The sequence below is a fragment of the Aquirufa originis genome (assembly GCF_042714495.1).
Taxonomy (GTDB): domain Bacteria; phylum Bacteroidota; class Bacteroidia; order Cytophagales; family Spirosomataceae; genus Aquirufa; species Aquirufa originis.
In genome coordinates, this window is the sequence record NZ_JBBKXY010000001.1 from 1,124,598 (window position 1) to 1,150,597 (window position 26,000).

The 26,000-nt window shown below is 44.0% G+C and carries 21 protein-coding genes and 1 tRNA gene; 14 read left to right on the forward strand and 8 right to left on the reverse strand.

The genetic code is table 11. The features are described 5' to 3' along the window. Nucleotides 1-42 precede the first annotated feature (42 nt). Nucleotides 43-1,161: an exo-beta-N-acetylmuramidase NamZ family protein gene (locus SKC35_RS04930; protein ID WP_377978318.1), complete on the reverse strand. Its 1,119-nt coding sequence runs from the start codon at nucleotides 1,159-1,161 to the stop codon at nucleotides 43-45. A gap of 82 nt (nucleotides 1,162-1,243) precedes the next feature. Here SKC35_RS04930 and SKC35_RS04935 point away from each other — a divergent pair, with 82 nt between their 5' ends. Further along, nucleotides 1,244-2,452, forward strand: a complete 1,209-nt coding sequence (locus SKC35_RS04935) for an ABC transporter permease (protein WP_377978319.1) — start codon at nucleotides 1,244-1,246, stop codon at nucleotides 2,450-2,452. Beyond that, nucleotides 2,452-3,984 carry a M61 family metallopeptidase gene (locus tag SKC35_RS04940; protein ID WP_377978320.1) on the forward strand — a complete coding sequence of 511 codons (1,533 nt, stop codon included), beginning with the start codon at nucleotides 2,452-2,454 and terminating at the stop codon, nucleotides 3,982-3,984. The genes SKC35_RS04935 and SKC35_RS04940 overlap by 1 nt, the downstream gene beginning before the upstream one ends. Here SKC35_RS04940 and SKC35_RS04945 read toward each other — a convergent pair. Together SKC35_RS04945 and SKC35_RS04950 are read right to left on the reverse strand one after the other, a co-directional pair. Further along, nucleotides 3,981-6,254: an NADP-dependent malic enzyme gene (locus tag SKC35_RS04945; RefSeq protein WP_377978321.1), complete on the reverse strand. Its 2,274-nt coding sequence runs from the start codon at nucleotides 6,252-6,254 to the stop codon at nucleotides 3,981-3,983. The genes SKC35_RS04940 and SKC35_RS04945 overlap by 4 nt on opposite strands. Nucleotides 6,255-6,260: 6 nt before the next feature. Beyond that, nucleotides 6,261-7,523: a cation:dicarboxylate symporter family transporter gene (locus tag SKC35_RS04950; RefSeq protein WP_377978322.1), complete on the reverse strand. Its 1,263-nt coding sequence runs from the start codon at nucleotides 7,521-7,523 to the stop codon at nucleotides 6,261-6,263. Nucleotides 7,524-7,638: 115 nt separating this feature from the next. Between SKC35_RS04950 and trxB the strand changes: the two genes are divergently transcribed. The 3 genes from trxB to bshB1 are packed head-to-tail and all read left to right on the forward strand — an operon-like array spanning nucleotide 7,639 to nucleotide 10,397. Further along, on the forward strand, nucleotides 7,639-8,577 hold the full coding sequence (gene trxB / locus SKC35_RS04955) for a thioredoxin-disulfide reductase (protein WP_130896941.1): 939 nt from the start codon (nucleotides 7,639-7,641) through the stop codon (nucleotides 8,575-8,577). A 9-nt stretch (nucleotides 8,578-8,586) separates the two neighbouring features. Continuing rightward, nucleotides 8,587-9,696 carry a peptidoglycan DD-metalloendopeptidase family protein gene (locus SKC35_RS04960; protein ID WP_377978323.1) on the forward strand — a complete coding sequence of 370 codons (1,110 nt, stop codon included), beginning with the start codon at nucleotides 8,587-8,589 and terminating at the stop codon, nucleotides 9,694-9,696. A 5-nt stretch (nucleotides 9,697-9,701) separates the two neighbouring features. Beyond that, nucleotides 9,702-10,397 carry a bacillithiol biosynthesis deacetylase BshB1 gene (gene bshB1 / locus SKC35_RS04965; protein ID WP_377978324.1) on the forward strand — a complete coding sequence of 232 codons (696 nt, stop codon included), beginning with the start codon at nucleotides 9,702-9,704 and terminating at the stop codon, nucleotides 10,395-10,397. Between the two features lie 128 nt (nucleotides 10,398-10,525). On the opposite strand, the gene pdxH is transcribed toward bshB1, so the two are convergent. Beyond that, complete coding sequence (gene pdxH / locus SKC35_RS04970) at nucleotides 10,526-11,161, reverse strand: pyridoxamine 5'-phosphate oxidase (protein WP_377978325.1); 636 nt, start codon at nucleotides 11,159-11,161, stop codon at nucleotides 10,526-10,528. A gap of 62 nt (nucleotides 11,162-11,223) precedes the next feature. On the opposite strand from pdxH, the gene polA reads away from it, so the two are divergent. Beyond that, nucleotides 11,224-14,049: a DNA polymerase I gene (gene polA / locus SKC35_RS04975; protein WP_377978326.1), complete on the forward strand. Its 2,826-nt coding sequence runs from the start codon at nucleotides 11,224-11,226 to the stop codon at nucleotides 14,047-14,049. A 192-nt stretch (nucleotides 14,050-14,241) separates the two neighbouring features. Here polA and SKC35_RS04980 read toward each other — a convergent pair whose 3' ends face one another. Further along, entirely contained in the window at nucleotides 14,242-15,108 is an 867-nt protein-coding gene (locus SKC35_RS04980) for a carbon-nitrogen hydrolase (RefSeq protein WP_201738107.1), read from the reverse strand. Between the two features lie 120 nt (nucleotides 15,109-15,228). On the opposite strand from SKC35_RS04980, the gene SKC35_RS04985 reads away from it, so the two are divergent. From SKC35_RS04985 to SKC35_RS04995, 3 genes are all read left to right on the forward strand, one after another. Next, on the forward strand, nucleotides 15,229-16,710 hold the full coding sequence (locus tag SKC35_RS04985) for a glycine--tRNA ligase (RefSeq protein WP_377978327.1): 1,482 nt from the start codon (nucleotides 15,229-15,231) through the stop codon (nucleotides 16,708-16,710). A 19-nt stretch (nucleotides 16,711-16,729) separates the two neighbouring features. Then, on the forward strand, nucleotides 16,730-18,550 hold the full coding sequence (locus SKC35_RS04990) for a DUF349 domain-containing protein (protein ID WP_377978328.1): 1,821 nt from the start codon (nucleotides 16,730-16,732) through the stop codon (nucleotides 18,548-18,550). Nucleotides 18,551-18,611: 61 nt separating this feature from the next. Beyond that, a tRNA-Thr gene (locus SKC35_RS04995) sits at nucleotides 18,612-18,684 on the forward strand. A gap of 100 nt (nucleotides 18,685-18,784) precedes the next feature. On the opposite strand, the gene SKC35_RS05000 is transcribed toward SKC35_RS04995, so the two are convergent. Further along, nucleotides 18,785-19,129 carry a 7(1) septoil knot domain-containing protein gene (locus tag SKC35_RS05000; protein WP_377978329.1) on the reverse strand — a complete coding sequence of 115 codons (345 nt, stop codon included), beginning with the start codon at nucleotides 19,127-19,129 and terminating at the stop codon, nucleotides 18,785-18,787. 198 nt (nucleotides 19,130-19,327) lie between these two features. Here SKC35_RS05000 and SKC35_RS05005 point away from each other — a divergent pair, with 198 nt between their 5' ends. The 3 genes from SKC35_RS05005 to SKC35_RS05015 are packed head-to-tail and all read left to right on the forward strand — an operon-like array spanning nucleotide 19,328 to nucleotide 20,840. Continuing rightward, nucleotides 19,328-19,567 (forward strand): helix-turn-helix domain-containing protein, encoded by a 240-nt coding sequence (locus SKC35_RS05005; protein ID WP_377978330.1) that lies wholly within the window; start codon nucleotides 19,328-19,330, stop codon nucleotides 19,565-19,567. Continuing rightward, complete coding sequence (locus tag SKC35_RS05010) at nucleotides 19,542-19,868, forward strand: HipA N-terminal domain-containing protein (RefSeq protein ID WP_377978331.1); 327 nt, start codon at nucleotides 19,542-19,544, stop codon at nucleotides 19,866-19,868. Before SKC35_RS05005 ends, SKC35_RS05010 begins: the two co-directional genes overlap by 26 nt. After that, nucleotides 19,869-20,840, forward strand: a complete 972-nt coding sequence (locus SKC35_RS05015; protein WP_377978332.1) for a type II toxin-antitoxin system HipA family toxin — start codon at nucleotides 19,869-19,871, stop codon at nucleotides 20,838-20,840. 2 nt (nucleotides 20,841-20,842) lie between these two features. On the opposite strand, the gene SKC35_RS05020 is transcribed toward SKC35_RS05015, so the two are convergent. Further along, a complete protein-coding gene (locus tag SKC35_RS05020) occupies nucleotides 20,843-21,814 on the reverse strand; it encodes a glycosyltransferase family 9 protein (protein WP_377978333.1) in 972 nt (323 codons plus the stop codon). A 74-nt stretch (nucleotides 21,815-21,888) separates the two neighbouring features. On the opposite strand from SKC35_RS05020, the gene SKC35_RS05025 reads away from it, so the two are divergent. Next, nucleotides 21,889-23,106: a M24 family metallopeptidase gene (locus SKC35_RS05025; protein ID WP_377978334.1), complete on the forward strand. Its 1,218-nt coding sequence runs from the start codon at nucleotides 21,889-21,891 to the stop codon at nucleotides 23,104-23,106. Here the strand turns inward: SKC35_RS05025 and SKC35_RS05030 are convergent. Further along, a complete protein-coding gene (locus SKC35_RS05030; RefSeq protein ID WP_377978335.1) occupies nucleotides 23,092-24,441 on the reverse strand; it encodes an ATP-binding cassette domain-containing protein in 1,350 nt (449 codons plus the stop codon). The genes SKC35_RS05025 and SKC35_RS05030 overlap by 15 nt on opposite strands. A gap of 37 nt (nucleotides 24,442-24,478) precedes the next feature. Here SKC35_RS05030 and SKC35_RS05035 point away from each other — a divergent pair, with 37 nt between their 5' ends. Next, nucleotides 24,479-25,987 (forward strand): serine hydrolase domain-containing protein, encoded by a 1,509-nt coding sequence (locus tag SKC35_RS05035; protein ID WP_377978336.1) that lies wholly within the window; start codon nucleotides 24,479-24,481, stop codon nucleotides 25,985-25,987. The last annotated feature ends 13 nt before the right edge of the window (nucleotides 25,988-26,000 follow it).

A 26,000-nucleotide genomic window follows, 5' to 3' on the forward strand; every position in this document is an offset into this window, starting at 1 on the left:
GCTTAAAAATAAACGGCAAATGTCGGAATTTTTTGCCTAATTCTAACGATAAAGCAGGTAATTTTGGCGCATTTTTCGGTATTGAACTAATCCTGGCTCCCAAGAATCCCGAATATCCTTCTCCGTTTTACCCGCAATGATGGCTAAACGTAATTGATCCGTGCCCGCTAGCTTATCAAAGAAAGAAGGCGATGTAAAGAATTTCTCCCCTAAACCTGATTTAGTGTAGAAATACAAGAGGTATTTCAAACTAAAGCCTAGGTTCCGAGCTGGCAAGGTAGACAGATTATACCCATAACATTTCTGATCTTTTAGAGGAGGATCCATCGCGCCTGGCTTTGGTACCGGCGTAAAGGTATAATCCCCTATGCCGGCGATATTCGTTCCGACTACCTGAAACTGTAAATCGGTTCCTCTTCCGATACTTACATTCGTTCCTTCAAATAAGCAAAGGGATGGATACAAGGCGATAGATTGATCATTTGGTAAATTAGGCGAGGGCGCTATGGCCACATGGACTGGAGATGCGTGAGTATAATTTTCGACAGGAATGACATTCAGGGAGGCTTTGGCACTATTCGCTAACCAACCTTCCCCATTAATCATGCGCGCTAATTCCCCTAGCGTACATCCGTGCACGACCGGAATCGGATTCAAGCCCACGAAAGACGCCTGCGCCTTTTCGAGCACGGGTCCATCGACATAATGGCCGTTCGGATTCGGGCGATCCAAAACCGTTAAAGGCACCTTATTCTCCGCACAAGCCTCTAAGACATAATGCAAAGTGGACGAATAGGTATAGAAACGCGCACCTACGTCTTGAATATCAAATAGAACTACATCAATCCCTTGCAAATCCTCTAGTGTAGGTTTCTTATGCTTACCGTACAAAGAAATGAGAGCAAGACCTGTTTTGCGATCGACCTCATTATCAATGTGTGCACCAGCATCTGCCGTACCTCTAAAACCGTGTTCTGGAGCAAAAATCTTCTTCACTGATACGCCTAGTGACAATAAAGTATCGGCTAAATGCGTCTTCCCTACCACGGAGGTATGATTAACTACTAAGGCAACTTGTTTGCCTTTTAGGGCTGGCAAGTAAGCGGGGAATTGTGCGGCGCCTGGAATGAGCGTTTTTTGACCAAATCCTATAAAAGCCATAAGGCTGAACAATAAGACAATACTATTTGATTTACGCCCCATTCGTGTTTTCTTTGCGGTTCAGAATTGAAAATCAAATCTAATGAATTTCCCTCTTTTTGTCGCTAGGCGTATTCGGAAAACTCAGGACACCTCCTTTTCTAAGACGGTGACCTATGTGGGCATCGGGACGGTGGCGGTGGGAACGGCGATTATTCTGGTGGCATTTGCGATTCTTTTTGGTTTTAAGACGACCATTCAGGACAAATTGACCAGCTTTTCCGGGGATGCGCGCATTTCTCAGATATCGGGTAATCGTTCATTAGCTGAAAGTCCTTTGACGCGTAATCGAAATTGGGAAACTAAAACAGTACAGCGCCCGGAGATTGATCACATTCAAGCCCATGTGCAAAGGCCTGGCATTATTGTGGGGAAAGAAGGATTAGCCGGTATTGTCGTAAAGGGAATTGGGAAAGATCTTCCGGCGAAGCAATTACAGAAAAATATCATTAGTGGATCTAATAGCCTGAATGGTCCACAGGAGGTTATTTTAAGTGAGGCTTTGGCCAAACAATTAAAGGTCAAAACCAATGGTTCGCTGATCCTCTATTTCCTTAGCGCTCCCGAGAGACCGCGTAAAGTGAAAGTCGCGGGCATCTATGAAACGGGACTAGAGGAATTGGATAAAATATTTATTCTAGCTGATCGGGATTGGGTTCAAAAGATGAACGGCTGGACAGCTGACTCACTAGGCACTTATGAGGTCTTCTTTAAAAGCAAAGAGAATCTAGAAGCAAAAACAAATGCGCTGGCTAAAACCATGCCACCTGAATGGCGCATACAACCCGTAACCGAGATCTATCCAGCACTTTTTGACTGGATGACGATGCTCGACAGAAATATTGTCATATTCATTAGCCTCCTCTTTGTGGTGGCCTGCTTTAATCTGATTGCTACGCTTTGGGTACTGATCATGGAACGCGTTCCCATGGTAGGACTCTTAAAATCAATGGGAGCCTCCGCTGCACAGATACGCCGCATTTTCTGGTGGAATGGTTTATTTATCTTAGTGCGCGGATTGCTCATCGGAAACAGTATCGCCTTTCTATTCTGCTATCTACAATCTACCTACCAGCTGATCCCATTGGACCCGGAAAGTTATTATATGAGTAGTGTTCCTATCGAATGGGATCTAGCGACTTGGGGAATTGTGAATGGGCTTACCATTCTTTTAGTGAGCTTTATGATGTCGATCCCTACCCTGTTGATTACTAAAATCCAGCCTTCCGAGGCGCTCAACTTCAAGAATTAATGTTGAAAAAACTCCTTTTACTGTTGTGCTTTGTTTACAGTTCATCTGCACAAGATAGCCTCCGCTATTCCATTGACTTGAATCGACTTCAACAGGATCGATTGACGGTAGAAGTTCAATTACCAGCAGGCGCAAAGGAATACTGCTTCCCTAAAATCGTTCCGGGCACTTATGCTATTTATGATTTTGGCCGCTATGTGAGTAACCTGCAAGCCTTTGATGCCACTGGGAAATCGGTTAAAGTGAAACAAAAAGACATCAACTCATTTCACATTGACGGGGCCTCTCGCCTCAGCTACGAGGTAGATGACACCTGGGATAGTCCTGAAATCGATGGCAAATACATTTTCGAGCCGGCGGGAACGAACTTTCAAGAAGACACGCTCTTTGCGCTGAACACCCACGCTTTAGTAGGCTATGTGAAAGGTAGAGAGAAAATGCCTGTTTCTCTACAGCTAAAAGTACCTGTAGGTATGTTAGCCTCCTCATCTATCGAATCAGTAAAGGGTTTTTATGTAGCAGATTCTTACCAAAGCCTAACAGATGCGCCCATCTTAGTCGCTCACCCGGATACGGCTATGCTAAAAGTAGGTGATGCAGACATCCTGATTTCGGTCTTTTCCCCCAATCAAGTGATTCGCGCCGCCCAAATTGCGGAGAAAATCCTTCCGTTATTGAAGTCACAGCAAGCCTATTTAGGTGGCACTTTCCCTGTCAAAAACTACGCTTTCCTAGTCGTGATGTCGACGCACCTAAAGACTGGTAGTTATGGGGCTTTAGAACATTCGAAATCCTCTTTTTACTACCTGCCGGAATACAATATCTCCACGATGGGCAGCACGATACGCGATGTGAGCGCGCACGAATTTTTTCACATTCAAACGCCGTTAAACTTTCATTCGGAAGAGATTGGGAATTTTGATTTCCAAAAGCCCAAAATGTCCCGCCACCTTTGGCTCTATGAAGGTCTGACGGAATATGCGGCGCACCATACACAATTGCAGGGCGGCCTGACTACTATAGAGCAGTTTATGGAGTCCATGACAGAAAAGGCGAACCGCGCAAATGATGATTATATTCCCTCGCTGGCCTTCACTAAGCTTAGTTTAGGAGCACTGGATAAATACAAGGATGAATACGGGAATGTATACCAAAAAGGGGCACTCATCGGCTTCTGCCTCGATCTACTCTTGCGCAAGGAAACGAATGGCGCCTACGGTACCCAACAAATGATGCGTGATTTAGCCGCTCAATACGGCCCTACCAAATCCTTCCAAGATGAAGAATTGTTTGAACTGATAGAGAGGACGACAAAAGTGCTGGCCGTCAGAGAATTCTTTGACCGCTTTGTGAGTAAAGGGAACAAATTACCCTTGGAAGAATTGGTATCCACGATTGGTATGGATTTCGGTCCCTTGTTACCGGACAGAATGAACTTTTCGTATGGCTACCGGAAGAAAATTGAATTCAGGGAAAAAGAAAACCCAAGCCCATCTCAATTGAAGATGAGACAGGCTTGGTTGCATTTTTAGACTGTCTGCGCTTCTACCACCGCAATTGCGACCATATTCACGATCTCGCGAACGGAGGCCCCTAATTGTAAGACGTGAACTGGTTTACGCAATCCCAATAAGATAGGCCCGATGTACTCGATGTCTGCCGCTTCTTTCAACAAGTTATAGGCAATATTCGCTGAAGATAGATTAGGGAAAATAAGCGTATTCGCTGTATCATTCCCTAAGGTCGCGAATGGATAGTTTTGTTGTCTGAGTTCCTTGTCAAAGGCTAAGTGTGCCTGCATCTCCCCTTCTATTACCCAGTCTGGATGCTTCTCTTTCAAAATAGCCGTCGCTGCGCGCATTTTCAACGCATCGTCTCCGTCTGCTGAACCAAAGTTCGAGTAAGATAGCATCGCCATCTTTGGCTTTAAATTAAAGCGTTCTACTGCCTCAGAAGTCAGTTCCGTAATCTCGACAATATCTGCAACCGAAGGCGAGAAGTTAATTGTCGTGTCCGAAAAGAATAATGGACCTTGCTTACTCAATAACAAGTACATACCCGCCACTTTGGTCACACCAGGCTTCTTACCAATGATCTGCAAGGCAGGACGAATAGCATCTGGATAGTTTTTAGTCAAACCAGAAATAACTCCATCTGCGCGATTCGTTTCTAACATCATCGCTGCAAAGTAATTACTCTTACGCACCTGCTTTTCTGCTTCCCATTTCGTGAAGCCACGGCGCTTTCGCTTCTCGTAGAATAACTCCGCAAATTCAGCCAATAAGGCTGCATTATCGGGGTGTTTGAAATCGAAGATCTCAATATCCCCTAAATCGATGTGGTGCTCCTCGCAGATCGCATCAATGTTTGCTTTGCGACCTAATAGAATCGGCTTAGCGATTCCTGCGTCTAAGACCTCCCGAACTGCCTTCAATACTTTCAAGTTCTCCGCCTCAGCGAAAACAATCCGTTTCGGATTCGACTTCGCACGCTTCAAGATGAACTTCATCACCTGGTTATCTAAGCCTAATCGTTTCGCTAGCTGATTCTCATATACATCCCAGTTCTTAATCGGCTTCGTCGCTACGCCGGATTCCATGGCCGCTTTTGCCACAGCCATCGAGATCGTCGTGATTAAACGTGGATCGACTGGTTTTGGAATAATGTATTCTGGACCAAAGCTTAACGATTTCTCATTGTAAGCTAAATTCACAATATCAGGCACCGGTTTCTTCGCTAAGCAGGCCAAAGCCTTTGCCGCCGCCAGTTTCATCTCATCATTAATTTCTGAAGCACGCACATCCAAGGCTCCTCTAAAGATGAAAGGGAAGCCTAAGACGTTATTCACTTGGTTAGGGAAGTCAGAACGACCTGTCGCCATGATCAAATCATCTCGTACCGCCTTCGCATCTTCATAACCAATCTCCGGCGTAGGATTCGCCATCGCAAATACAATGGGATTCGCGGCCATCGTCGCCACCATCTCTGGCTTCAAGATTCCTCCTACTGAGAGGCCAAGGAACACATCCGCTCCTTTCATCGCCTCAGCTAAAGAGGTATTTCTACCCGCCTTACCCGCTAATGGGGCTAGATAGCGATTCAGATCTGGACGGTCTTCCGAAACTAATCCATCCTTATCGAAAATATAGAAATTCTCGATGCGCGCACCGAGCTTCAAATACAATTTCACACACGAAATAGCCGCTGCCCCCGCACCTGAAATCACAAACCTAGTCTCCTCAATTTTCTTATCGACGATTTCCAAGGCGTTCAACAATGCCGCAGACGAGATAATCGCCGTTCCGTGCTGATCGTCGTGCATGATGGGAATCTTCAAACGCGCTTTTAACTTCTCTTCGATCTCAAAGCATTCAGGTGATTTGATATCCTCTAGATTAATCCCGCCAAAAGTCGGTTCTAAACGAGCCACCGTATCCACAAAGTCATCTGGATCCGTCACGGCTAATTCGATGTCAAATACATCGATATCAGAGAAAACTTTGAAAAGAACACCTTTCCCCTCCATCACGGGCTTACTTGCCTCTGGGCCTATATTACCTAAACCTAAAACGGCAGTACCGTTTGAGATAACGCCTACTAGGTTCCCTTTGGCCGTATAATCGTAGACTTTCTCTACATTTTCTGCAATTTCTAAACAAGGCTCAGCCACACCTGGCGAATACGCTAAGGACAAATCGCGCTGAGTCGCCGTCGATTTCGTCGGTTTTACTTCAATTTTACCAGGTTTCCCTCCTGCGTGATACTCGAGCGCATCTTGTCTTAAAATGGATGAAATAGACATATATGATTAATTTGTTGATTGTTCTTTTTCAAATTCTCCCTCGTGCTTCGCTATCCAAACCGTCGCCACTCCATTCCCAATAAAATTCGTAATCGCTCTCGCTTCTGACATAAAGCGATCCACTCCCAATAATAAAGCAAGACCCTCAACTGGGATCACTTGCAACGCACTTAAGGTGGATGCCAAAACGACGAAGCCACTGCCTGTCACGCCGGCGGCTCCTTTAGAGGTCACCATCAAAATACCCACAATGGTAAGCATCTGTTCCCAGGACAAATGTACGCCATAAACTTGGGCTAAAAACAAGGTGGCCATCGATAAATAAATACTCGTACCATCGAGGTTAAACGAATAACCCGCCGGAACCACCAGGCCCACCACGGACTTCGAACAACCCATTTTCTCCAGTTTATGCATCAAAGAAGGTAAGGCAGCCTCAGAAGACGAAGTGCCTAATACCACCAACAATTCATGTTTGATATAGCCCAAAAACGCCCAAATCCGCTCTCCACAGTTACGCATGATCAAACCTAAGACCACAAAAACAAAAATCGCCATCGTCACATAGACGGTCAGCATTAGTTTCGCTAGAGGCACCAAAGAATGAATCCCAAACTTTCCAATGGTAAAAGCCATCCCACCTAACGCTCCCAATGGCGCTAAATACATCACAATCTTCAATCCTTTAAACACCCAATGCGAAGCCTGCTGCATCCCGGCAATCATCTTCGCCTTTCCTTTGACATAATTCAAAAAGATCCCAAAGAAGATCGAGAAACCTAAAACCTGAACGGTAAAGCTTTCCTTTAAAAAGCCGATCCAAGAGAATCCGGCTGCTTTTTGTGTATACTTAGAAATATCTCCACCGGCTATATCGTCCCTGATGACACCGATTCCTGGTTCAATGAAGGTAGAAACAGCTAATCCGATGAATAAGGCAATCGTAGTCACCACCTCGAAATACAATAAGGCCTTACCACCCACACGACCTACCTTTTTCAGGTTTCCCATGTTCACGATCCCTAAAGAAATCGTCAAAAAGATGATGGGGTTGATAAAAAGCTTCACCAAGCTAATAAAGACGCCACTGAAAACTTCACTCAGCGTAGGTCCAAAGCTTAATTCAGCACCTAACAAATTGTAGCTGAACTTCGATTCGATCACCTTGAACAAGGCTAAATCAGGTGCAAAATGTCCCACAAAGACCCCTATAAGAATAGACAATAAAACCCAAAAAGTTAGGTTCTGGAAAATATTTAGTTGCTTCATTCGTTTAGCTTCGGTTGACAAACAAATGTAAGAATTATTAAGAAAAATCACCGCTTGTGTTTCTGCCTATATTTCCCGAATTTTGTAGGCTCATTCCCTTTCGATAAAAATACAGATGTCAGAAAAAATCAAATGCCTAATTATCGGTTCTGGCCCAGCCGGATATACCGCTGCTATTTATGCCTCACGTGCTGGTTTACATCCAGTGATGTACCAAGGTGGACAACCTGGAGGACAATTAACGACTACGACTGAAGTAGATAATTTCCCTGGCTACCCGAATGGCATTGATGGACCAGCGATGATGATCGATTTAGAGAATCAGGCTAAGCGTTTTGGAACTGATGTACGTTACGGAATGGCGACTAAGGTGGATTTCACCTCCTCTCCTAAGAAGGTTTGGATTGATGAATCGACAGAAATCGAAGCGGATGCAGTCATTATCGCGACAGGTGCTAGTGCGAAATGGTTAGGATTAGAAGGAGAAACGAAATTTAATGGCTTGGGCGTTTCTGCTTGTGCCGTATGTGATGGTTTCTTCTACCGTAACCAAACAGTAGCCGTTGTAGGCGCAGGAGATACTGCTGCGGAAGAAGCGAGTTATTTAGCGAATTTGTGTACCAAAGTACATTTAATTGTTCGTCGTGGCGAAATGCGTGCTTCCTTGATTATGCAAGAGCGCGTGAAGAATAACCCGAAGATTGAGATTCACTGGAACTCAGAAACAGAAGAAATTTTAGGCGATGCAAACGGGGTAACCGGCATTCGCATCGTGAATAATGTGACTAAAGCGACTGAAGAAATTGCCTTAACTGGTTTCTTCGTTGCGATTGGACACCAGCCTAATACGTCTATTTTCAAAGGACAATTAGAGATGGATGCTCAAGAGTATTTACTCACAGAAAAAGGGAGTGCTCGTACGAATATCGAAGGCGTTTTCGCTTGCGGTGACGTACAAGACACGATTTATCGCCAAGCGATTACGGCTGCAGGTAGCGGTTGTATGGCGGCATTGGACGCGGAACGTTGGTTAGCCGCGAACAACTTACATTAATTTAGACTTATGAGGTTAATTACCTATGTTTTTGGATGTATTCTGCTGCTATCGGGCTTTGGTCTGAAGGCACAAGAGCGGAATTTATTCAAGAAAAAAACAGAAATCGAAGTCAAATCCAATTCCCAGCTTTTCCAAGAAAAGAACAAGAAGAAGGATGAACTAGATGAACTTCCCCCTTTGCAATTCAGAAATGAGACGGAATCTGTAGGGGTGACGGCTGGCTCTGAGATGCAAGAACGTAAGTTTGAACCTATCAAGGTACTAAACGCAAGTATTAGCAATTTCGATACCACGTCCATCGACGAAGGCGAGAATCTGATCGTGGAGATTGAGGAAGAAGCGGCACCCGAAGGAACAGAGGATTTTGTTTCGGTGGCGTCTTATTTCGCGATTTGGGATACAAAAATTATTGACCCTTATGATATTGATGCCAAAGAATTTGACGAGCCTGTCGACATCGAATTATACAACACAGCAGCTGGACGTAATTGGGCAGCACCCTTAGAGATAGTTAAACAAACCAGTCCATTTGGACCACGCTGGGGACGTTTACACGCCGGTGTAGATTTAGACTTAGAGACAGGTTATCCAGTCTTCTCTGTATTTGACGGCATTGTCCGCGTCAGTCATTACGACCGTTCAGGTTATGGAAATTACGTGTTAGTGCGCCACTACAACGGATTTGAAACTTTGTATGCACACCTTGCCTCTCCTGGCGCAGAACCGGGAACCATCGTGAAAGCAGGAGATCAGATCGGTGTGGGAGGTAGTACCGGACGAAGCACTGGTTCACACTTGCACTTTGAGACGCGCTATGAGGGTAATCCGATGAACCCGAAGAACGTTTATAACTTCAGTCCATTCGAACCCGTTTCTGATCACATTATTTTAACGGCTCGCTCCTTTGATATTCGTTCCCTTTCCTTGAAAAACGAATACGGTGCTGTAGGAGATAAAGTACGTTCGAGAACAAAGGCCTGGACTAAAGTTCGTCAAGGTGACACCCTAGGTGCCATCGCTAGACGTACCGGTGTTTCGATTGCTAAATTGAAGAAGTTAAATGGAATGAAGAGCTCTTCGGTTATCCGAGCTGGGCGCCGAATTCGCATCCATTAATTGCTATGAAATTAGATATCCTCGTAATGGCTGCACATCCAGACGACGCTGAATTAAGCTGCGCTGGAACGATTATTTCTCATATTGCCGCAGGTAAAAAAGTAGGAATCGTCGATTTCACCCATGGAGAACTAGGTACTCGAGGAACTCCAGAAATACGTCTGCAAGAATCCGCTGATGCCACTCAAATCTTAGGCATTCATGCCCGCGAAAACCTAGGCATCCGTGATGGTTTCTTTAGAAATGACGAAGAAACTCAATTAAAACTCATCGAAATCATTCGCAAATATCAACCAGAAGTGGTGCTTGCGAACGCTTTAGAGGATCGTCATCCAGACCACGGTAAGGGTGCCCAATTAGCGATTGATGCTTGTTTTTTATCAGGTTTACGCCAAATCAAAACCGGCGACCTTCCTGCCTGGAGACCCAAACAAGTCTACCATTACATTCAAGACCGCTATTTAGAACCTGATTTCGTGATTGACATCACAGCTCACTGGGATCAGAAAGAAGCCGCTATCCGTGCATTTAAGAGTCAATTCTTTGACCCTAATTCTGCTGAACCGGCTTCCTACATCTCTAGCCCAGACTTTTTAAATTTCATCCAAGCGCGCGCGATGGAGATGGGGCACAAGATTGGGGTGAAGTATGGGGAAGGCTTTCAGAGTCAGAAGACGTTGGAGAAGACGATATTAGAGTAGAGATTATAGAGTATAGAGTAGAGAGTAGAGATGGGTTCTCTGATGAATCTACACTCACCTATCTATGCTCTTTAATCTACTATCTATACTCTACTATCTATACTCTCTAAAAGCGGCTAGAGCCGCTTTTAAGGCGCTACCCGATAACACTCCCATTCCCCATTTTCCCGAGCATCATACACCACACGGTCGTGCAAACGAGAGGGTCTACCTTGCCAAAATTCAAAATAATCTGGAACTAGGCGGTATCCGCCCCAATGATCTGGTTTAGGAATCGTTTTGCCTTCGTATTCAGCCGCTAATTCAGCATAGCGTTTTTCTAAAACTTCACGGGAATCTACACGGGCACTTTGCTCCGATACCCAAGCGCCTAATTGAGATTCGCGCGGACGAGAATGGAAATACGCGGTGGATAATTCGACGGAGAGTTTTTCGACGTGGCCTTCGATGCGGATTTGGCGTTCTAACTCGCCCCAAAAAAAGGTAATCGAAGCTTGCGAAGTGAAGGCTAATTCTTGGCCTTTGCGGGATTCATAATTGGTGAAAAAGCTAAATCCATGATCGACCGTTTTCAGTAAAACGATGCGACCCGATGGACGACCTGTGGCACTTAGAGTGCTTAAAAACATGGCGTTAGGCTCAGGAACCTCTGCAGATTGGGCTTCTTTAAACCAAGTTGCAAATTGAGCAAAAGGATCGGGATGTACATGTTGTTCGTGTAATTCTCCTTTTTGGTAGTTTAGGCGCAGGTCAGCTAAGTTCATAAGTCGATGATATTTGTTATCTTTACAAAGGCAATCTCTATCCCCAAATATAGCTGAATTACATGAAAAAATTATTCCTTTTTGACGCGATGGCTTTGATTTATCGCGCGCATTTTGCTTTTGCTAAAACACCTCGAATCTCTTCGAAGGGAATTAATACTTCCGCCGTTTTTGGCTTTGCAAATACGATCCTAGAGGTTATTAACAAGGAAAAACCAGACTATTTAGGGGTTGCTTTTGACACACCTAAACCGACCTTTCGTCATATCGAATACACTCCCTACAAGGCGCAGCGCCAGGAACAGCCGGAGGATATTACGATTGCGATTCCCTATGTAAAGCGTTTAGTCGAGGCGATGGATATTCCCATGTTGATTTTAGATGGCTACGAGGCGGATGACGTGATAGGAACCATTGCGAAGAAAGCGGTGCGGGCGAATCCGGATATTGAAGTTTATATGATGACCCCAGATAAGGATTACGGGCAATTAGTGGAGGAGCGAATTAAGATGTACAAACCTGCCTTTATGGGCAAAGGTGTAGAGGTTTTAGGGCCAAAGGAGGTTTGCCAACGTTGGAACATCGCCAATGTCGACCAAGTGATCGATATGCTGGGTTTGATGGGCGATGCGGTGGATAACATTCCGGGTATTCCGGGTGTGGGTGAAAAGACGGCACAAAAGCTCATCGAGCAGTTTGGCTCTTTAGAAAACTTACTAGATAACACCGATCAATTGAAAGGCAAATTGCAAGAAAACTTGATCAATTTCCGCGAGCAAGGGATTTTGTCAAAGCATTTGGCCCGTATTATGCTCGAAGTGCCTGTCGAATATGAAGAGGAAAAATTAAAAGCAACGCCGCCTAACCGCGCGCTGTTAGAGCCTTTGTTAGAAGAATTAGAATTCAGAACGTTGCGTAAGCGAATTTTGGGAGAGGACGAACCAGTTGTGGCAAAGGTGAAAGCCTCGCCTAAAGTGGATGCGAACCAGATGGATATGTTTGGATCACCTGCTCCTTCCTCCGCTACAACTCTTGATACCGAGGAGGAAGAAGAGGTTAGCACAACCAGCTATTCAAATCTCAGTAATACCGCGCACCAATACCATTTAGTGCAAGGCGAGAACGCGATTAAGTCATTGATTAGCTTCTTGGATCGCCAGGATTCCTTCTGTTTTGATACGGAGACAACGAGTTTGGTGGCCATCGAAGCCGCATTAGTGGGGATGTCCTTCTCTTACCGCAAGGGCGAGGCCTTTTATGTGCCGTTCCCAGAAGATCCGGCGGCTTGCCAGGCGCAGGCAGATTTATTCAAGGGTATTTTTGCCAAAGAATCTACCATCAAAATTGCCCAAAACATTAAGTACGACATGAGCGTCTTGCGCAACTATGGCATCGAAATCAAAGGTGCCACTTACGACACTATGCTCGCACATTACTTAATCGAACCGGAGAAACGCCACGGAATGGACGCTTTGGCCCTTGCCTATTTAAGCTACGAGCCCATGTCCATCGAAAACTTGATTGGCAAAAAAGGCGCCAAACAAGGCAATATGCGCGAGGTGGAGCTAAACTTGATCAAGGAATATGCGGCTGAAGATGCGGACATAACCCTACAATTAAAGCCATTCCTGGACAAACAATTAACGACAAACCCGAAAGCCGTTCAGTTACTTCACGAGGTAGAAATGCCGTTAGCCCGCGTTTTGTCCACTATCGAATGCGAAGGCGTGAACCTTGACGTACCTTTCTTACAAGAGATGTCGAAGACGTTAGAAGCAGATTCCAAAGCCGTACAAGAGAAGATATTTGCCACAGCTGGCCAAGAATTCAACATCGCCTCCCCTAAGCAATTAGGCGAGATTTTGTTTGAAAAACTGAAGCTAGATCCTAAAGCGAAAAAGACTAAAACTGGTCAATACATGACTGGTGAAGAGGTCTTATCTAAACTAGAAGCGGAACACGAAATCGCCTCTTTAATTCTCGACTTCCGCGAATTACAGAAATTGAAATCAACTTACGTGGATGCCCTACCGGCCCTAATTTCGCCTAAAACAGGCCGCATACACACGTCCTTCATGCAAGCAGTCACCGCTACAGGTCGTCTGTCTTCGAAGGATCCGAACTTACAAAACATCCCAATCCGTACCGTACGTGGTCGTGAGATCCGCAAGGCCTTCATCCCACGCGATGAAAACTACTTGATTTTATCTGCCGATTATTCCCAAATCGAATTGCGCATCATGGCTGCCTTCTCCAAGGACGAATCGATGCTTGATGCGTTCAATAACGGACTTGATGTACACAAAGCGACTGCTGCTAAAGTATTCCATGTCCCTTTAGAAGAAGTTACATCTGACATGCGTCGCAAGGCGAAGACGGTGAACTTTGGGATTATTTACGGCGTTTCGGCCTTTGGACTAGCGGCTCAATTAGCCATTTCACGCACGGAAGCAAAGGAAATCATCGATCAATACTTCGTTGAATTCCCTAAGGTGAAGACCTTTATGGACCAAAGCATCGCCGACGCCCGCGAAAATGGCTACGTCGAAACCGTTTTGGGTCGCCGCCGCTACCTACGCGATATTTTATCTGCTAATATGAACGAGCGTGGTTTTGCAGAACGCAATGCCATCAACGCCCCTATCCAGGGTTCAGCAGCCGATATGATTAAAGTGGCGATGATTCAAATCCAGGATTTCCTCGAAAGAGAAAACCTGAAATCGAAAATGATCTTAACCGTGCATGATGAACTTGTGTTCGACGCACACAAAGACGAAGTCGACTACCTAAAAACCCAAATCAATAAGATCATGTGCGAAGCCATGGATTTAGGCGTCGCGATGGAGACTGGAATTGGTGTGGGTGAGAATTGGCTGGAAGCACATTAAAAGTTGCGAAGCAACTTTTAAAAAGCGAAGCTTTTTTAAAGAATAGAGCACAAAGCATAAAGAATAAAGATGGAATAAAAAGAGCGGCAAATGCCGCTCTTTTTATGTTATAGAAATATAAACACTTCATGTAATTATCGCCGCAGGCGATGCAAACTTTATTCTTTGTGCTTTATTCTTTGTGCTTTGATTTTAGTCAATAAACCGCTCCGTAATCCCACCATACGAATCAATCCTGCGATCTCTAAAGAAAGGCCAGGTTCTACGGTAATATTCGCTTGAATCAACGTCTACCTCTACTAAAGCAATTTCTTCTTGATCGTGAGAGGCTTGGAAGATCACACGACCGAAGGCGTTAGAGACAAAACTACCTCCCCAAAATTGTTGGCCATTTTCGGTTCCTACGCGATTCACGGAAACGACTGGAACGCCGTTAGCGACCGAATGTGAGCGTTGGATCGTTTGCCATGCTTGGTATTGTTCGCGGTTGATTTCACCGTCTTTCTCCTCTAAATCCCAACCGATAGCCGTTGGATAGACTAACACCTCTGCTCCTTGCAAAGCCGTTAAACGAGCTGCCTCAGGATACCATTGATCCCAGCAGATGAGTACGCCTATTTTGGCAAACTTCGTCTCAAAAACCTGATATCCTAGATCGCCTGGCGTGAAATAATACTTCTCGTAATAGCCTGGATCGTCTGGAATGTGCATTTTACGGTACTTACCTAGGTATTTCCCGTCCGCATCAATGACCGCTGTGGTGTTATGGTAAAGACCTGCCGCACGCTTTTCGAAAAGAGAGGCGACGATAACCACGTTTAATTCGGCTGCCAAAGCACCTAATTCATCCGTCGATGGTCCCGGGATCGCCTCTGCCAAAGCAAAGAAATCCTGCTTTTCTTCGTAACAGAAATAGACCGACTTGAACAATTCTTGCAAGCAAATCACTTGGGCGCCCTTAGAGGCGGCGTCGCGAATCGAGCTAATCGTTTTTTGCCAGTTTTCTGAAACAGTTGTGCTGCAGGATAGCTGAATTAAGGCGAAGGAAACGTTTTTCATCAATATCTTGGTTTTTACCTTGTTAATCGAAGCAAAATTAAGAAAAAACACGTTGCAAGCCTCATTCTTTGATTCTTTTCGGTAAATTGCAATCTAATACGATTGAAAAAAATTGATTTAATGGAAAATAAAAAACAGGATACCGCCTCGGCATTGAAGGATATTATTTCACACGCGAAAGAATATGGTTTCGTATTTCCTTCTTCGGAGATTTATGATGGTTTGCAAGCGGTATATGATTACGGTCAAAACGGTGTCGAGTTAAAGAATAACTTAAAAACGGTTTGGTATAAGGCGATGACGATGTTGAATGACAACGTAGTAGGCCTTGATGCTTCCATTTTTATGCACCCATTGACTTGGAAGGCTTCTGGTCACGTGGATTCGTTTAACGATCCGATGATTGATAACAAGGATTCTAAAAAACGTTACCGTGCTGATACTTTATTAGAAGAAAGAGCGGCACAATTAGAGGACGAAGGAAAAGAGGCAGAGGCGAAGGCTTTATTACAAAAGATGGCGAAATGCTTAGATGCAGGGGATTTAGAGGGAGTTCGCCAAATCATTATCGATGAAAATATTAAGTGTCCGGTTTCGAACACGGCTAATTGGACCGAGGTTCGTCAATTTAATTTGATGTTCTCTACTCAGGTAGGCGCGGTTTCAGAGGATGCAAGTTTAATTTATTTACGTCCAGAGACGGCTCAAGGAATCTTTGTGAACTTCTTGAACGTACAGAAGACGGGCCGAATGAAGGTTCCTTTTGGCATTGCCCAAATCGGAAAAGCTTTCCGTAACGAGATCGTTGCACGTAATTTCATCTTCCGTATGCGGGAATTCGAACAAATGGAGATGCAATTCTTCGTTCGCCCTGGCACGGAAATGGAATGGTATGCGAAGTGGAAAGAAACACGTATGAAGTTCCACTTAGCCTTAGGAATTCCGGCTACTTCCTTGAAATTTCATGATCACGATAAACTAGCGCACTACGCAAATGCGGCGGTGGATATTGAGTATAAATTCCCGTTTGGCTTTAAAGAAATGGAAGGAATCCACTCGAGAACGGATTTCGACTTGAAGGCGCACCAGGATTTATCGAGAAAAAAACAACAGTATTTTGACCCAGAAATAAACGAAAATTACATACCTTATGTAGTAGAAACGTCCGTAGGGGCTGATCGTTTATTCTTGGCGATTCTTTGCAATGCCTATACAGAAGAGACGGTGGGCGAAGGAGAGCAAGAAAAACAACGCGTTTTCTTAAATTTCCACCCGGCTTTAGCTCCGGTGAAAGTAGCCGTTCTTCCTTTAGTGAAGAAGGATGGTTTAGCAGAGAAAGCACAAGAGATAACAAACAGCATTAAATTTGCCTTCAATACAACATATGACGATGGTGGCGCCATAGGCAAGCGTTATACCCGTCAAGATTTAATTGGAACACCGTATTGTGTGGTGGTAGATTACCAAACCATGGAAGACAACACCGTGACCGTTCGCGATCGCAACACGATGACCCAAGAGCGCATTTCTATAGCAGACCTAAAAGAGAAAATTGGTTATGCTGTATCGATGGAGCGTATTTTTGAAAAACTTTTAAGTTAAAACGCAAACAACGACGATTATGATCACCGAAGAGAGCAATCCAGCAGAAGAATTAGTTTTTCCTGTAGTGGAAGAAAAGGCCGTAGAATTTCCGGTTTTAGACCTTTCAAAAGCAACAAAAGAAAGCATTCTTGCCTTCTATGAGCAATTGAAAGCCATTCTTCAAGCAAGCGCCTCATCGGCGAACTTCAAAAAAGTAGACGAATTAACCAAGGAAGTGAGAACCGCTTGGGAAGCGATCAAGCAAGGCGAACGCGCTGAGGCTTTAGCTGCATTTAAGTCTACTAACGAAGATTCTGAAGAAGGATTCTCTTTCAAAGGGGATGAAATCTCGCAACAAATCGACGCCATTTCAGCCTTTATCCGTACGGAAAGAGGGGCATTCTTCTCTAATTTGGAGAAATTAAGAGAGAAGGCACTCGAAGGAAAAACGCGTTTAATTAATGAATTAAGAACTTTAGTAGACTCGGATGATAATTCGGATCCGGCGCACGTGAATGCGAGTTTTAAAGCCTTCAAGAAAATTCAAGAAGAGTGGAAAGGGTTAGGCAGTGTGCAGGGGCCGATGAATCAGACGCTTTGGCAGAGTTATCATGCCTTAGTGGACCGTTTCTACAGCAATAGAAGCATTTTCTTCGAACTATTAGAATTAGATCGCAAGAAGAATTTACAGGCCAAAGAAGGTATTGCCACTAAACTAGAAGCTTTAGCAGCAGAGATTTCAAAAGGCGGAGCTTTACAGAAGTTATTAAAAGAGGCGGAAGAGCTTTTTGAGGAGTACAAGCACATTGGACCAGCGAACAGAGACGATAATGAGTCACTTTGGACGCGCGTGAAGAAATCATTGGATGTACTTTTTGAACAAAAAAGAGCTGTTCAAGATGCCCAAAAGCACGTTTTCGAAGAAAACCTGAAAGTAAAACGCGAGATCGGCGACTTAATGAAGCATTATGCTAGTTTCACTGCCGCGAACATCAGCGAATGGAACCAAGCTTCCAAAGCGGTATTAGCGCTACAAGAGCAATGGAATAACTTGAAAGGTGGATTGCCACGTGATGGAGGAAAAGAAGTGAGTCACAACTTTTGGTCTGACTTAAAAACCTTCTTCAAACACAAGAGCGAATTCTTCTCGAAAATCGACGCAGAGCGCAAGGCTAACTTAGCTGCGAAGCAATTATTGATCGACCAGGTGAACGGTATCGTAGAAACAGGCACCATCACTCCTGAAGTGACCCAAATGGTTATCGAAACACAGAAAAAGTGGAAAGAGATCGGTCACGTACCGGAGAAACAAAAAGATTCAATCTACGCGAAATTCAAGGCTGCGTGTGACGCCTACTTCAATTTAACTCGTGAAAAGGGCAAGAATGCGAAGGATGTGGAATTCGAAGGCAATTTAGAAGCGAAGCAAGCGATATTGAAGGAGATGGAGGCCATGCTTAAGGACCCTAGCCTATTAGCTACCTTAGGCGAAAAGAAAGCAGCTTGGGATGCCATCGGCTTCGTACCTCGTAACAATGTGAAAGCGATCCAAGAAAGTTTCCGCACGACGTGGAATGCTTTGATCGATTTAGCACGCACACAACCGAAAGAGCAACTGGCTGCATGGGGTTTTGAATTAAAATCATTGGCTTCGGAAGCAAATGCAGGAGGAGAAGATAAAAAATCGGCTTCCCCAGATGCGCGCAAGAAAATCCAAGCCTTGGAAAATGATATCGCCGTGTTAACCAATAACTTAGAATTCTTTGCGAAGTCTAAAAACAGCGATAAACTGCGTGCGGAGGTAGAAAAGAAAATTGAGGCCGCTGAAAAAGAATTAGAAAAACTGAAAAAAAGTTAATTTTTTTCACACTCGGTTTTGCGATTTAGGAGAATAACACTACTTTTGTAAACCGAAATGCGCCTCCTTAGCTCAGCTGGTAGAGCAACTGATTTGTAATCAGTAGGTCATTGGTTCGATCCCGATAGGAGGCTCAAGAAGCTCGACAGTAATGTCGGGCTTTTTTGTTTTAAACAGTTTCTAGAGTAATTCAGGACACCTTTGCCTGTTGAACAATATAACTAGACATTTTATCTAGTATAATAAATGCTGTTTCGATGGATTTCTCCATCCAGCCTGATTTTCATAATCAACAAAATACACTTTCAAATCAGCTTGACTTTCGTATCGAACGAAATAAATCTTCTTCTTAGCTTGACTTGCATAGTTGGTAAAAAACCACTTGCCATTATTATTACCAACCTGATTTTCGTATTTGACTTTAAATACTTTTAAGTCCGCTTGACTCTCGTAGTTGACTACAAAAACCTTAACATCAGCTTGATTTTCGTAATCGACAGAAAAGATTTTTTGAGCTTTAGTAGTTAATGAACTTAGGAGTAAAAACACAAAAAGAGTTAAGAATGAATTGGTTGTCATAGCTAGTCTATTTTTCTTTGATTTAGCAATTTTTGGAAATCTTCAATAGAAGAATTCTCTCTCTAAAAGTACTAATTAAACGCTAAAAAAGAATTATCTATCAAAATTGATTAATTACATAAAATAGTGCACTATATTGCACAAAATAATCCGAACGAGGCAGTAAAAACCAAAAATTACACACAAAAGAGTATTATAATGCACCAACAAGATATCATAGAAACGCTCAAAAAGCGTAGAATCACGCTCCAAGTGAACCAAGAAACCCTTGCATTGCTATCTGGTGTTAGCCTAAGAACGGTTAAACAATTTGAGAGCCGAAAAGGAAATCCAACCTTAGAAACCATTCAAAAATTAGCCGATGTTTTAGGATTAGAAATACGTTTGGAAATCAAAAAAATGAACGCAGACAATGAGGTCGACCACCATACTTTTTAAGGACGAGCCAGCCGGAATTTTAAGCCAGTTAGATAACGGAAGTTTTCATTTTCGGTATGTTGAAACTTGGCTAGAAGACAAAAGTAAACCTGCCATTAGTCTGACAATGCCCAAGTCAAAAGTGGAGTTCAGCTCCCCTCACCTATTCCCTCCTTTTTTCCATTTATTACCAGAGGGAGCGAACAAACAGGCGGTGTGCAAATTCAAGAAAATTGATCCGGCTAATCTTTTTGGCATATTACTAAATACCGCTCAATTTGATACTAGTGGAGCAATCACCGTACAACAGTCGATTCCATAAATGCAGACGCAACTTACCTATTGTCCTTGTACGCTTGCAGAGGGGAATGCGTCCTACAGTCGTTCCGCCATTCAACGACTTTTCTCGAACCATAAGGTCCATCACCTATTAGCCTACAATTCACCAGCTAATTCTTCGATTTTCTTTGAAAATAGGACCATTATGTCCATTTCTGGCTCGCAAGAGAAGTATTCGATGGTATTAGAGAAAAATAAATTGCGTTTAGCCAAACCAGGTGAAAATGGACATTACCTATTAAAGCCGGTTCCCGCTTTGGGTAAAAACAAGCATCTGATGCCTGCAAACGAGCATTTGACGATGCAGATAGCTAAACAGGTTTTTCAAATAGATACGGCAGAGAATGGGATTGTTTTCTTCCAAAATGGGGAAATGGCCTATTTGACGAAACGATTTGATCGGGATGAAGCTGGACTAAAACGAGGGAAAGAGGACTTTGCGGTTTTGGCAAACAGAACACCTCAAACACACGGGGCGAATTACAAATACGAAGGAAATTACCTCGAATTGTTCCAAATCATGCAGCAATATGTGCCTGCCTATGCCACCGAGGCTCCTAAACTATTTAAAATCATCTTGTTTAATTACCTGTTTTCGAATGGAGATGCCCATTTAAAGAATTTCTCCCTACTAGAAACAGTGGATGGCGATTACATTCTGAGCCCGGCCTATGATTTATTGAATTCTCAATTACATATCGCAGATAGCGATTTTGCCTTACTAGGTGGCTTATATCCGAAGGCGCAATACCAGGGAAAATTAATCAATCAGTTTATACACTTGGGAAAAATGGCGAATATCCCTGAAAAAATGGTAGAACGAATTCTTTCCCAAATGCTTGAGAATTCTGCAGCTATTGAAACGTTGATTCGACGCTCTTTTCTAGAAGAAAGTGCTCAGAAAAACTATTACCAAAGTTACCAGGGACGGTTGAAACGATTGAAATACACGTAGCATTACCACATTTTATCCACCTGCCTTACAATCTCCGGCAAATCCTGCTTTTTCATACAAGCAAAATGGCCTTTAGGACAGATCTTTGTTCCAAAATTTGAACAAGGCTGACAACTTAAATCAGGAACAATGGATTGGAAAACCTGCGCTTTCGAATCCACCGGCATCAAAGGCTCCACCTGCAAAGCGGGAGAAGTAGCTCCCCAGATCGCGATTACGTTCTTCTCAAAGGCACATGCAATGTATAACATACCGGTATCGTGCGAGATGACGACACGGGCTTTGGCAACCATCAAAGCAGATTCATGTAGAGAATATGTGCCACAAGTATTTACAATACGCGATGGGTCCCCTAAAGCTAAGGTATCACCATCTTCCTTCTCCTCCTTGCCTCCTATTAATACAATCGGATGCGGAATCTGTGCACACAACGCCCGTAATGAATCCAAAGGTAATTTCTTCGTAGCATACGAAGCACCAATGACTAAAGCTACATAGCCTTCTGGGAAAAAAGTAGGCTCCTTAACCTCAGATGGCACAAAATAATCCAAACCTTTTCCATCGTAGACAACCCCTAATGGTGCTAAGGTATCCACGCTGCGCAAGGAAATGTGGCGATCGGCCATTTTATTCAGGTGGAATTTAGTCAACAAAAACTTCTCCACACTGAGCTTATTATACGATAAATAGGGAACGCCTAAAGCCAAACGAATCCGCAAACTGCGCAGATTCTTGTGCAAATCAATGATGTAATCGAATTTGTAGGCCTTTAATTCTTGGATGGTGGCCGAAAGATCTTTATCGAAATAATGGAACTGATCCACATAAGGATTCGCCTCTGAAACGGCTTTCATCGACTTCTTCGTCAAGAAATGAATCTCCACACCGGGAATCTGCTGCTTTGCACAACGCAAGGCTGGAGAAGCTAAAACGATGTCGCCAATGGCCGAGAAACGAATAAAAAGTAGCCGCATAGGTAAATTCTGAATTTAAAGTTAATTCATCCCGGGAGAATTTCTATTGTAAATGTTTTATTTTAAATTTAGCTATGCAACGTAGAAACTTCATCAAGGGAGGCCTTTTGGCATCTACCCTTTCTTTAAAATCCTCCTCATCGGCTTTTGCGCCTATCGAATTTACCCCCATCAGTGCGGAAGAACGCAAGATGCGCGTAACTAAAGCGCAGAAATTAATGGCGGAGAAGCAAATTCAGGCTATCATTTTAGACGCAGGGATTAATATGAATTATTTCACGGGCATCAGCTGGCATCCATCCGAGCGTTCGATGCTAGCCATTATTCCGGTGAAAGGTGATCCATTTTTTATCTGCCCAGCTTTTGAGGAAGATCGGTTTCTTGAAATGACTCCAGCGGGTACGAAAGTGCATACCTGGGAGGAAGATGAGAATCCTTTTGCCTTAACTACTGCTAGCTTAAGGAAAATGGGTATTCAGAAGGGCCAAATAGGTATCGATGAATTCTGTCGTTTCTTCATCTTCGATGGATTGCGCAAATCAGATGCTAGCTTTCAATTCGTGAGTGCAGATCCCATCACCATTCCATGTCGAATCATTAAATCGGCGACAGAAATTGCCTTGATGCAAAAAGCGAACGATGCGACCGTTAAGGCTATCCAGGCCGGAATTGCGGCTTTATCAATTGGTTGTACACCTCGCCAAATCTCCCAGAAGATCGCTCAAGCTCACGCAGAGCAAGGTGCGATGCACGGTTTTGCATCGGTTACTTTTGGGGTGGCGACTTCGTTTCCACATGGAAGTTCGAGAAAACAGATTTTGAAATCAGGCGATGTCGTGATGTTAGATTGCGGATGTAGCGTGGGAGGATATGAGTCTGATATAACAAGGACCGTTGTTTTTGGGGAACCTAGCGCGAAACAAAAACAGATCTGGGATCTAGAGAAAAAGGCGCAACAAGCGGGTTTCGAGGCGGCTAAATTAGGAGCACCGGCTGAAAACGTAGATTTTGCTGCGCGTAAAGTATTGATTGACGCAGGTTTTGGCCCTGATTATAAATTACCTGGTCTACCACACCGGACTGGTCACGGAATCGGAATGAGTGGGCACGAATGGGGTAATATGGTAAAAGGGAACAAGGCGCCACTAGAAATAGGCATGTGTTTCAGTATTGAACCGACGATTGCGATTCCCGGGGAATTTGGCGTACGTTTAGAGGATTGTGCCTATATGACGGCGGATGGCCCTAAATGGTTCTCAAATCCAAGCAAATCCATCTCAGAACCGTTTTAATTCCAACACCTGATTCACGCAAGACGGAATATCGCGGTCATAGTGACTGACGTACAGCAAGGTCATGTCTGAATTTTCCGCTAAATAATCTATTACTGACTTCAGGTGCTCTGTTTGAACACGATCTAGTCCTTGACATGGCTCGTCGAGTATCAAGAGTTCTGGATTCTTGACCAAAGCACGCGTGATCAACACCATACGCTGCTCTCCACCCGAAATCTGCAAGAAGGATCTCTCTTTCAAATGAGCGATGCCCATTACTTGCATCCAATGATTCACTTGATCCGATTGCTCCTCGGTTAAACGCTTAAACAACCCAAGCGTATCAAACAAACCAGAGGCCACTACCGAAAAGCAAGAACCGCCCTCCTTAAAATACAAATGCAACTCCGGACTCAAATACCCGATTTTACGTTTAATATCCCAAATACTCTCCCCTGTCCCTCTTTTTCGATCAAACAGCGTAATATCCTGTGAATATGCCTGCGGATTATCCGCCGTAATTAAACTAATCAAAGTAGACTTCCCTGCCCCGTTCGGACCTTTAATCGCCCAGCGCTCTCCCCTATTCACTTTCCAGTTGAAATCGCTCAAAATGGTTTTCAATCCGTATTTGATCTGCACCTTTTCCATTTTTACCGCCACCTCGAAAGCTTCTAAAGCTCTCAGAAAAGGTTCAGGTTTCGCTGGGGCATCTTGTGTTAATGGCAATTCAATCACCTGATTAATGAAATCAGGCACATCGCCTGGCGAGGAAACGAGTATGAATTGTATGCCTTTCGAGTCCAGCGATAACAATCCTTTGGTGAGAATTTCCCGACCCTTTACATCTAGACCCACATAGGGATTGTCCAAAATCAACCAATCCGGCTGGTAAGCCAGCGATTTTACGATTTGAAGGCGCTTATTCTCACCATTGGACAATTGAATTAAGGGGCGCTTCAATAGGCTTTCTAATTCAAAAACCGAGACCCAATCCCCTAATGCCAATCCAGCTAATTCCTCCTCCACCGTATAGGCATCCTCGCAATCGGAAGAATTAAAACGCTGTTGTAAATAAAATTCAGAGAGGTTACTGCGATTCTTGAACTGATGTTGCTGTTCGACGAGCATTACATAGGCTCTTTTTTCTGGATTTCGCGAAGAAAAAAAGACCTCGCCCGTTCTAAACAATCGTCCGGCTAAGGCTTTTGCCAAAGAGGTCTTCCCGGATCCCATCGGTCCTACGATGGCCGTTTTTTGGCCAGATAAAATCTGAAAAGAGATCGATGAGACGACGGGTTTAGCTCCAAGGGAGACCGAAACGTCCGAAATTTTAGCGAGGCAATTATCCAAGAATATTTCCTATTTTTAACAAAAATAAACCTATTCGATGAAAAAAGCCTCATTCCTCTCCGGACTCTTGTTCCTGTGTAGTTTTACTATCCTTGCCCAATCTCTACCACACAGCACGCCAGAAGCAGAAGGCGTGTCTTCCGAAGCCATCATCAAATTCATCGAGGGCTATTCCGCAGACAAACACGAATTGCATTCGTATATGCTGATACGCCACGGAAAAGTGATTTCAGAGGCTTGGTGGAAGCCCTTTGCTGCAGATAAAAAACACAGCATGTACAGTGTTTCCAAAAGCTGGACCTCCACCGCCATCGGTTTTGCCGTGGCCGAAAAGCGACTTACGGTACAAGATAAAGTCCTTTCTTTTTTCCCAGAACATGCTGATTTGAAAGACAAGCCCTTCCTAGCCGACCTACGCATACAAGACCTCTTAACCATGGCTGCTGGTCACGAAAAAGAGCCTCTACGTAGTGTGATTGTCTTTTCACCCGATTGGGTGCGTGGATTTTTGAACTACCCTATCGCGCATAAACCCGGCACTAAGTTTTTATACAATACTTTAGCCACCTATATGTTGTCTGCGATTATCCAAAAAGTGGCAGGAATGACGACGTTGGACTATTTAAAACCACGCCTTTTAGATCCATTGCACATCAGCGGTATCGACTGGGAATCAGACCAAAAAGGCATCAATGTAGGTGGCTGGGGCATCCGTGTGAAGACAGAAGATATGGCTAAACTCGGTTTATTGTATCTTAACAAAGGAAAATTCGAAGGCAAGCAGATTTTGCCAGCAGCCTGGGTGGAAGAAGCGACTCGCAAGCACATCGACCAAGAACCGGATGCGAGCGCAGACAAAAAGGCCAACGGGCAATATGCGGATTGGTTGCAGGGCTATGGCTACCAATTTTGGCGCTCTAGAAATGGGGCATTCAGAGGCGATGGAGCGTATGGACAGTATATTTTGATGATGCCAGAGCAAGATGCAGTGCTTATTATCACGTCAGAATCTCAGGATTTACCGGATGATTTGAACCAGGTTTGGAAAAACCTATTGCCAGCGTTTCAAGCCAAAGCTTTACCTGCTAACCCTGCAGGATTAAAGGCGCTTGCCGCGTTTAATGCTAGCAGACAAATTAAAGCACCAGTTTCTAGCCTACAAGCGGCTTTGCCTACGAAAAGCTATTTATTAGGAACTAACCCACTGGATTTTCGCCAGTTTAAGGTCGATTCAAAAGGGACGTTAACCATTACAACCAAAGATTCCACACAGCACGAATTTAAACTGGCACAAGGTTCCTGGGCTACGGGAAAGTCTAACCTAGTGGGCCCTTACATGCTGAGAGCAGCTAGAGTCGATTTAGCGAAAAAAGCCCCATTTGATTACGTTGGATCGTATCGCTGGGTGGATTCGGAGACGTTGGAGATCACCTTATTGTATTTCGAAAGTCCTCACCATTGGACGATTACGCTGAAAGGCGATCAAGTATCCGTGATCAATTCATTTGAACCCCAAAATGAAATCAAAATCCCGCAACGGAAATAAACGGGATTTCGTC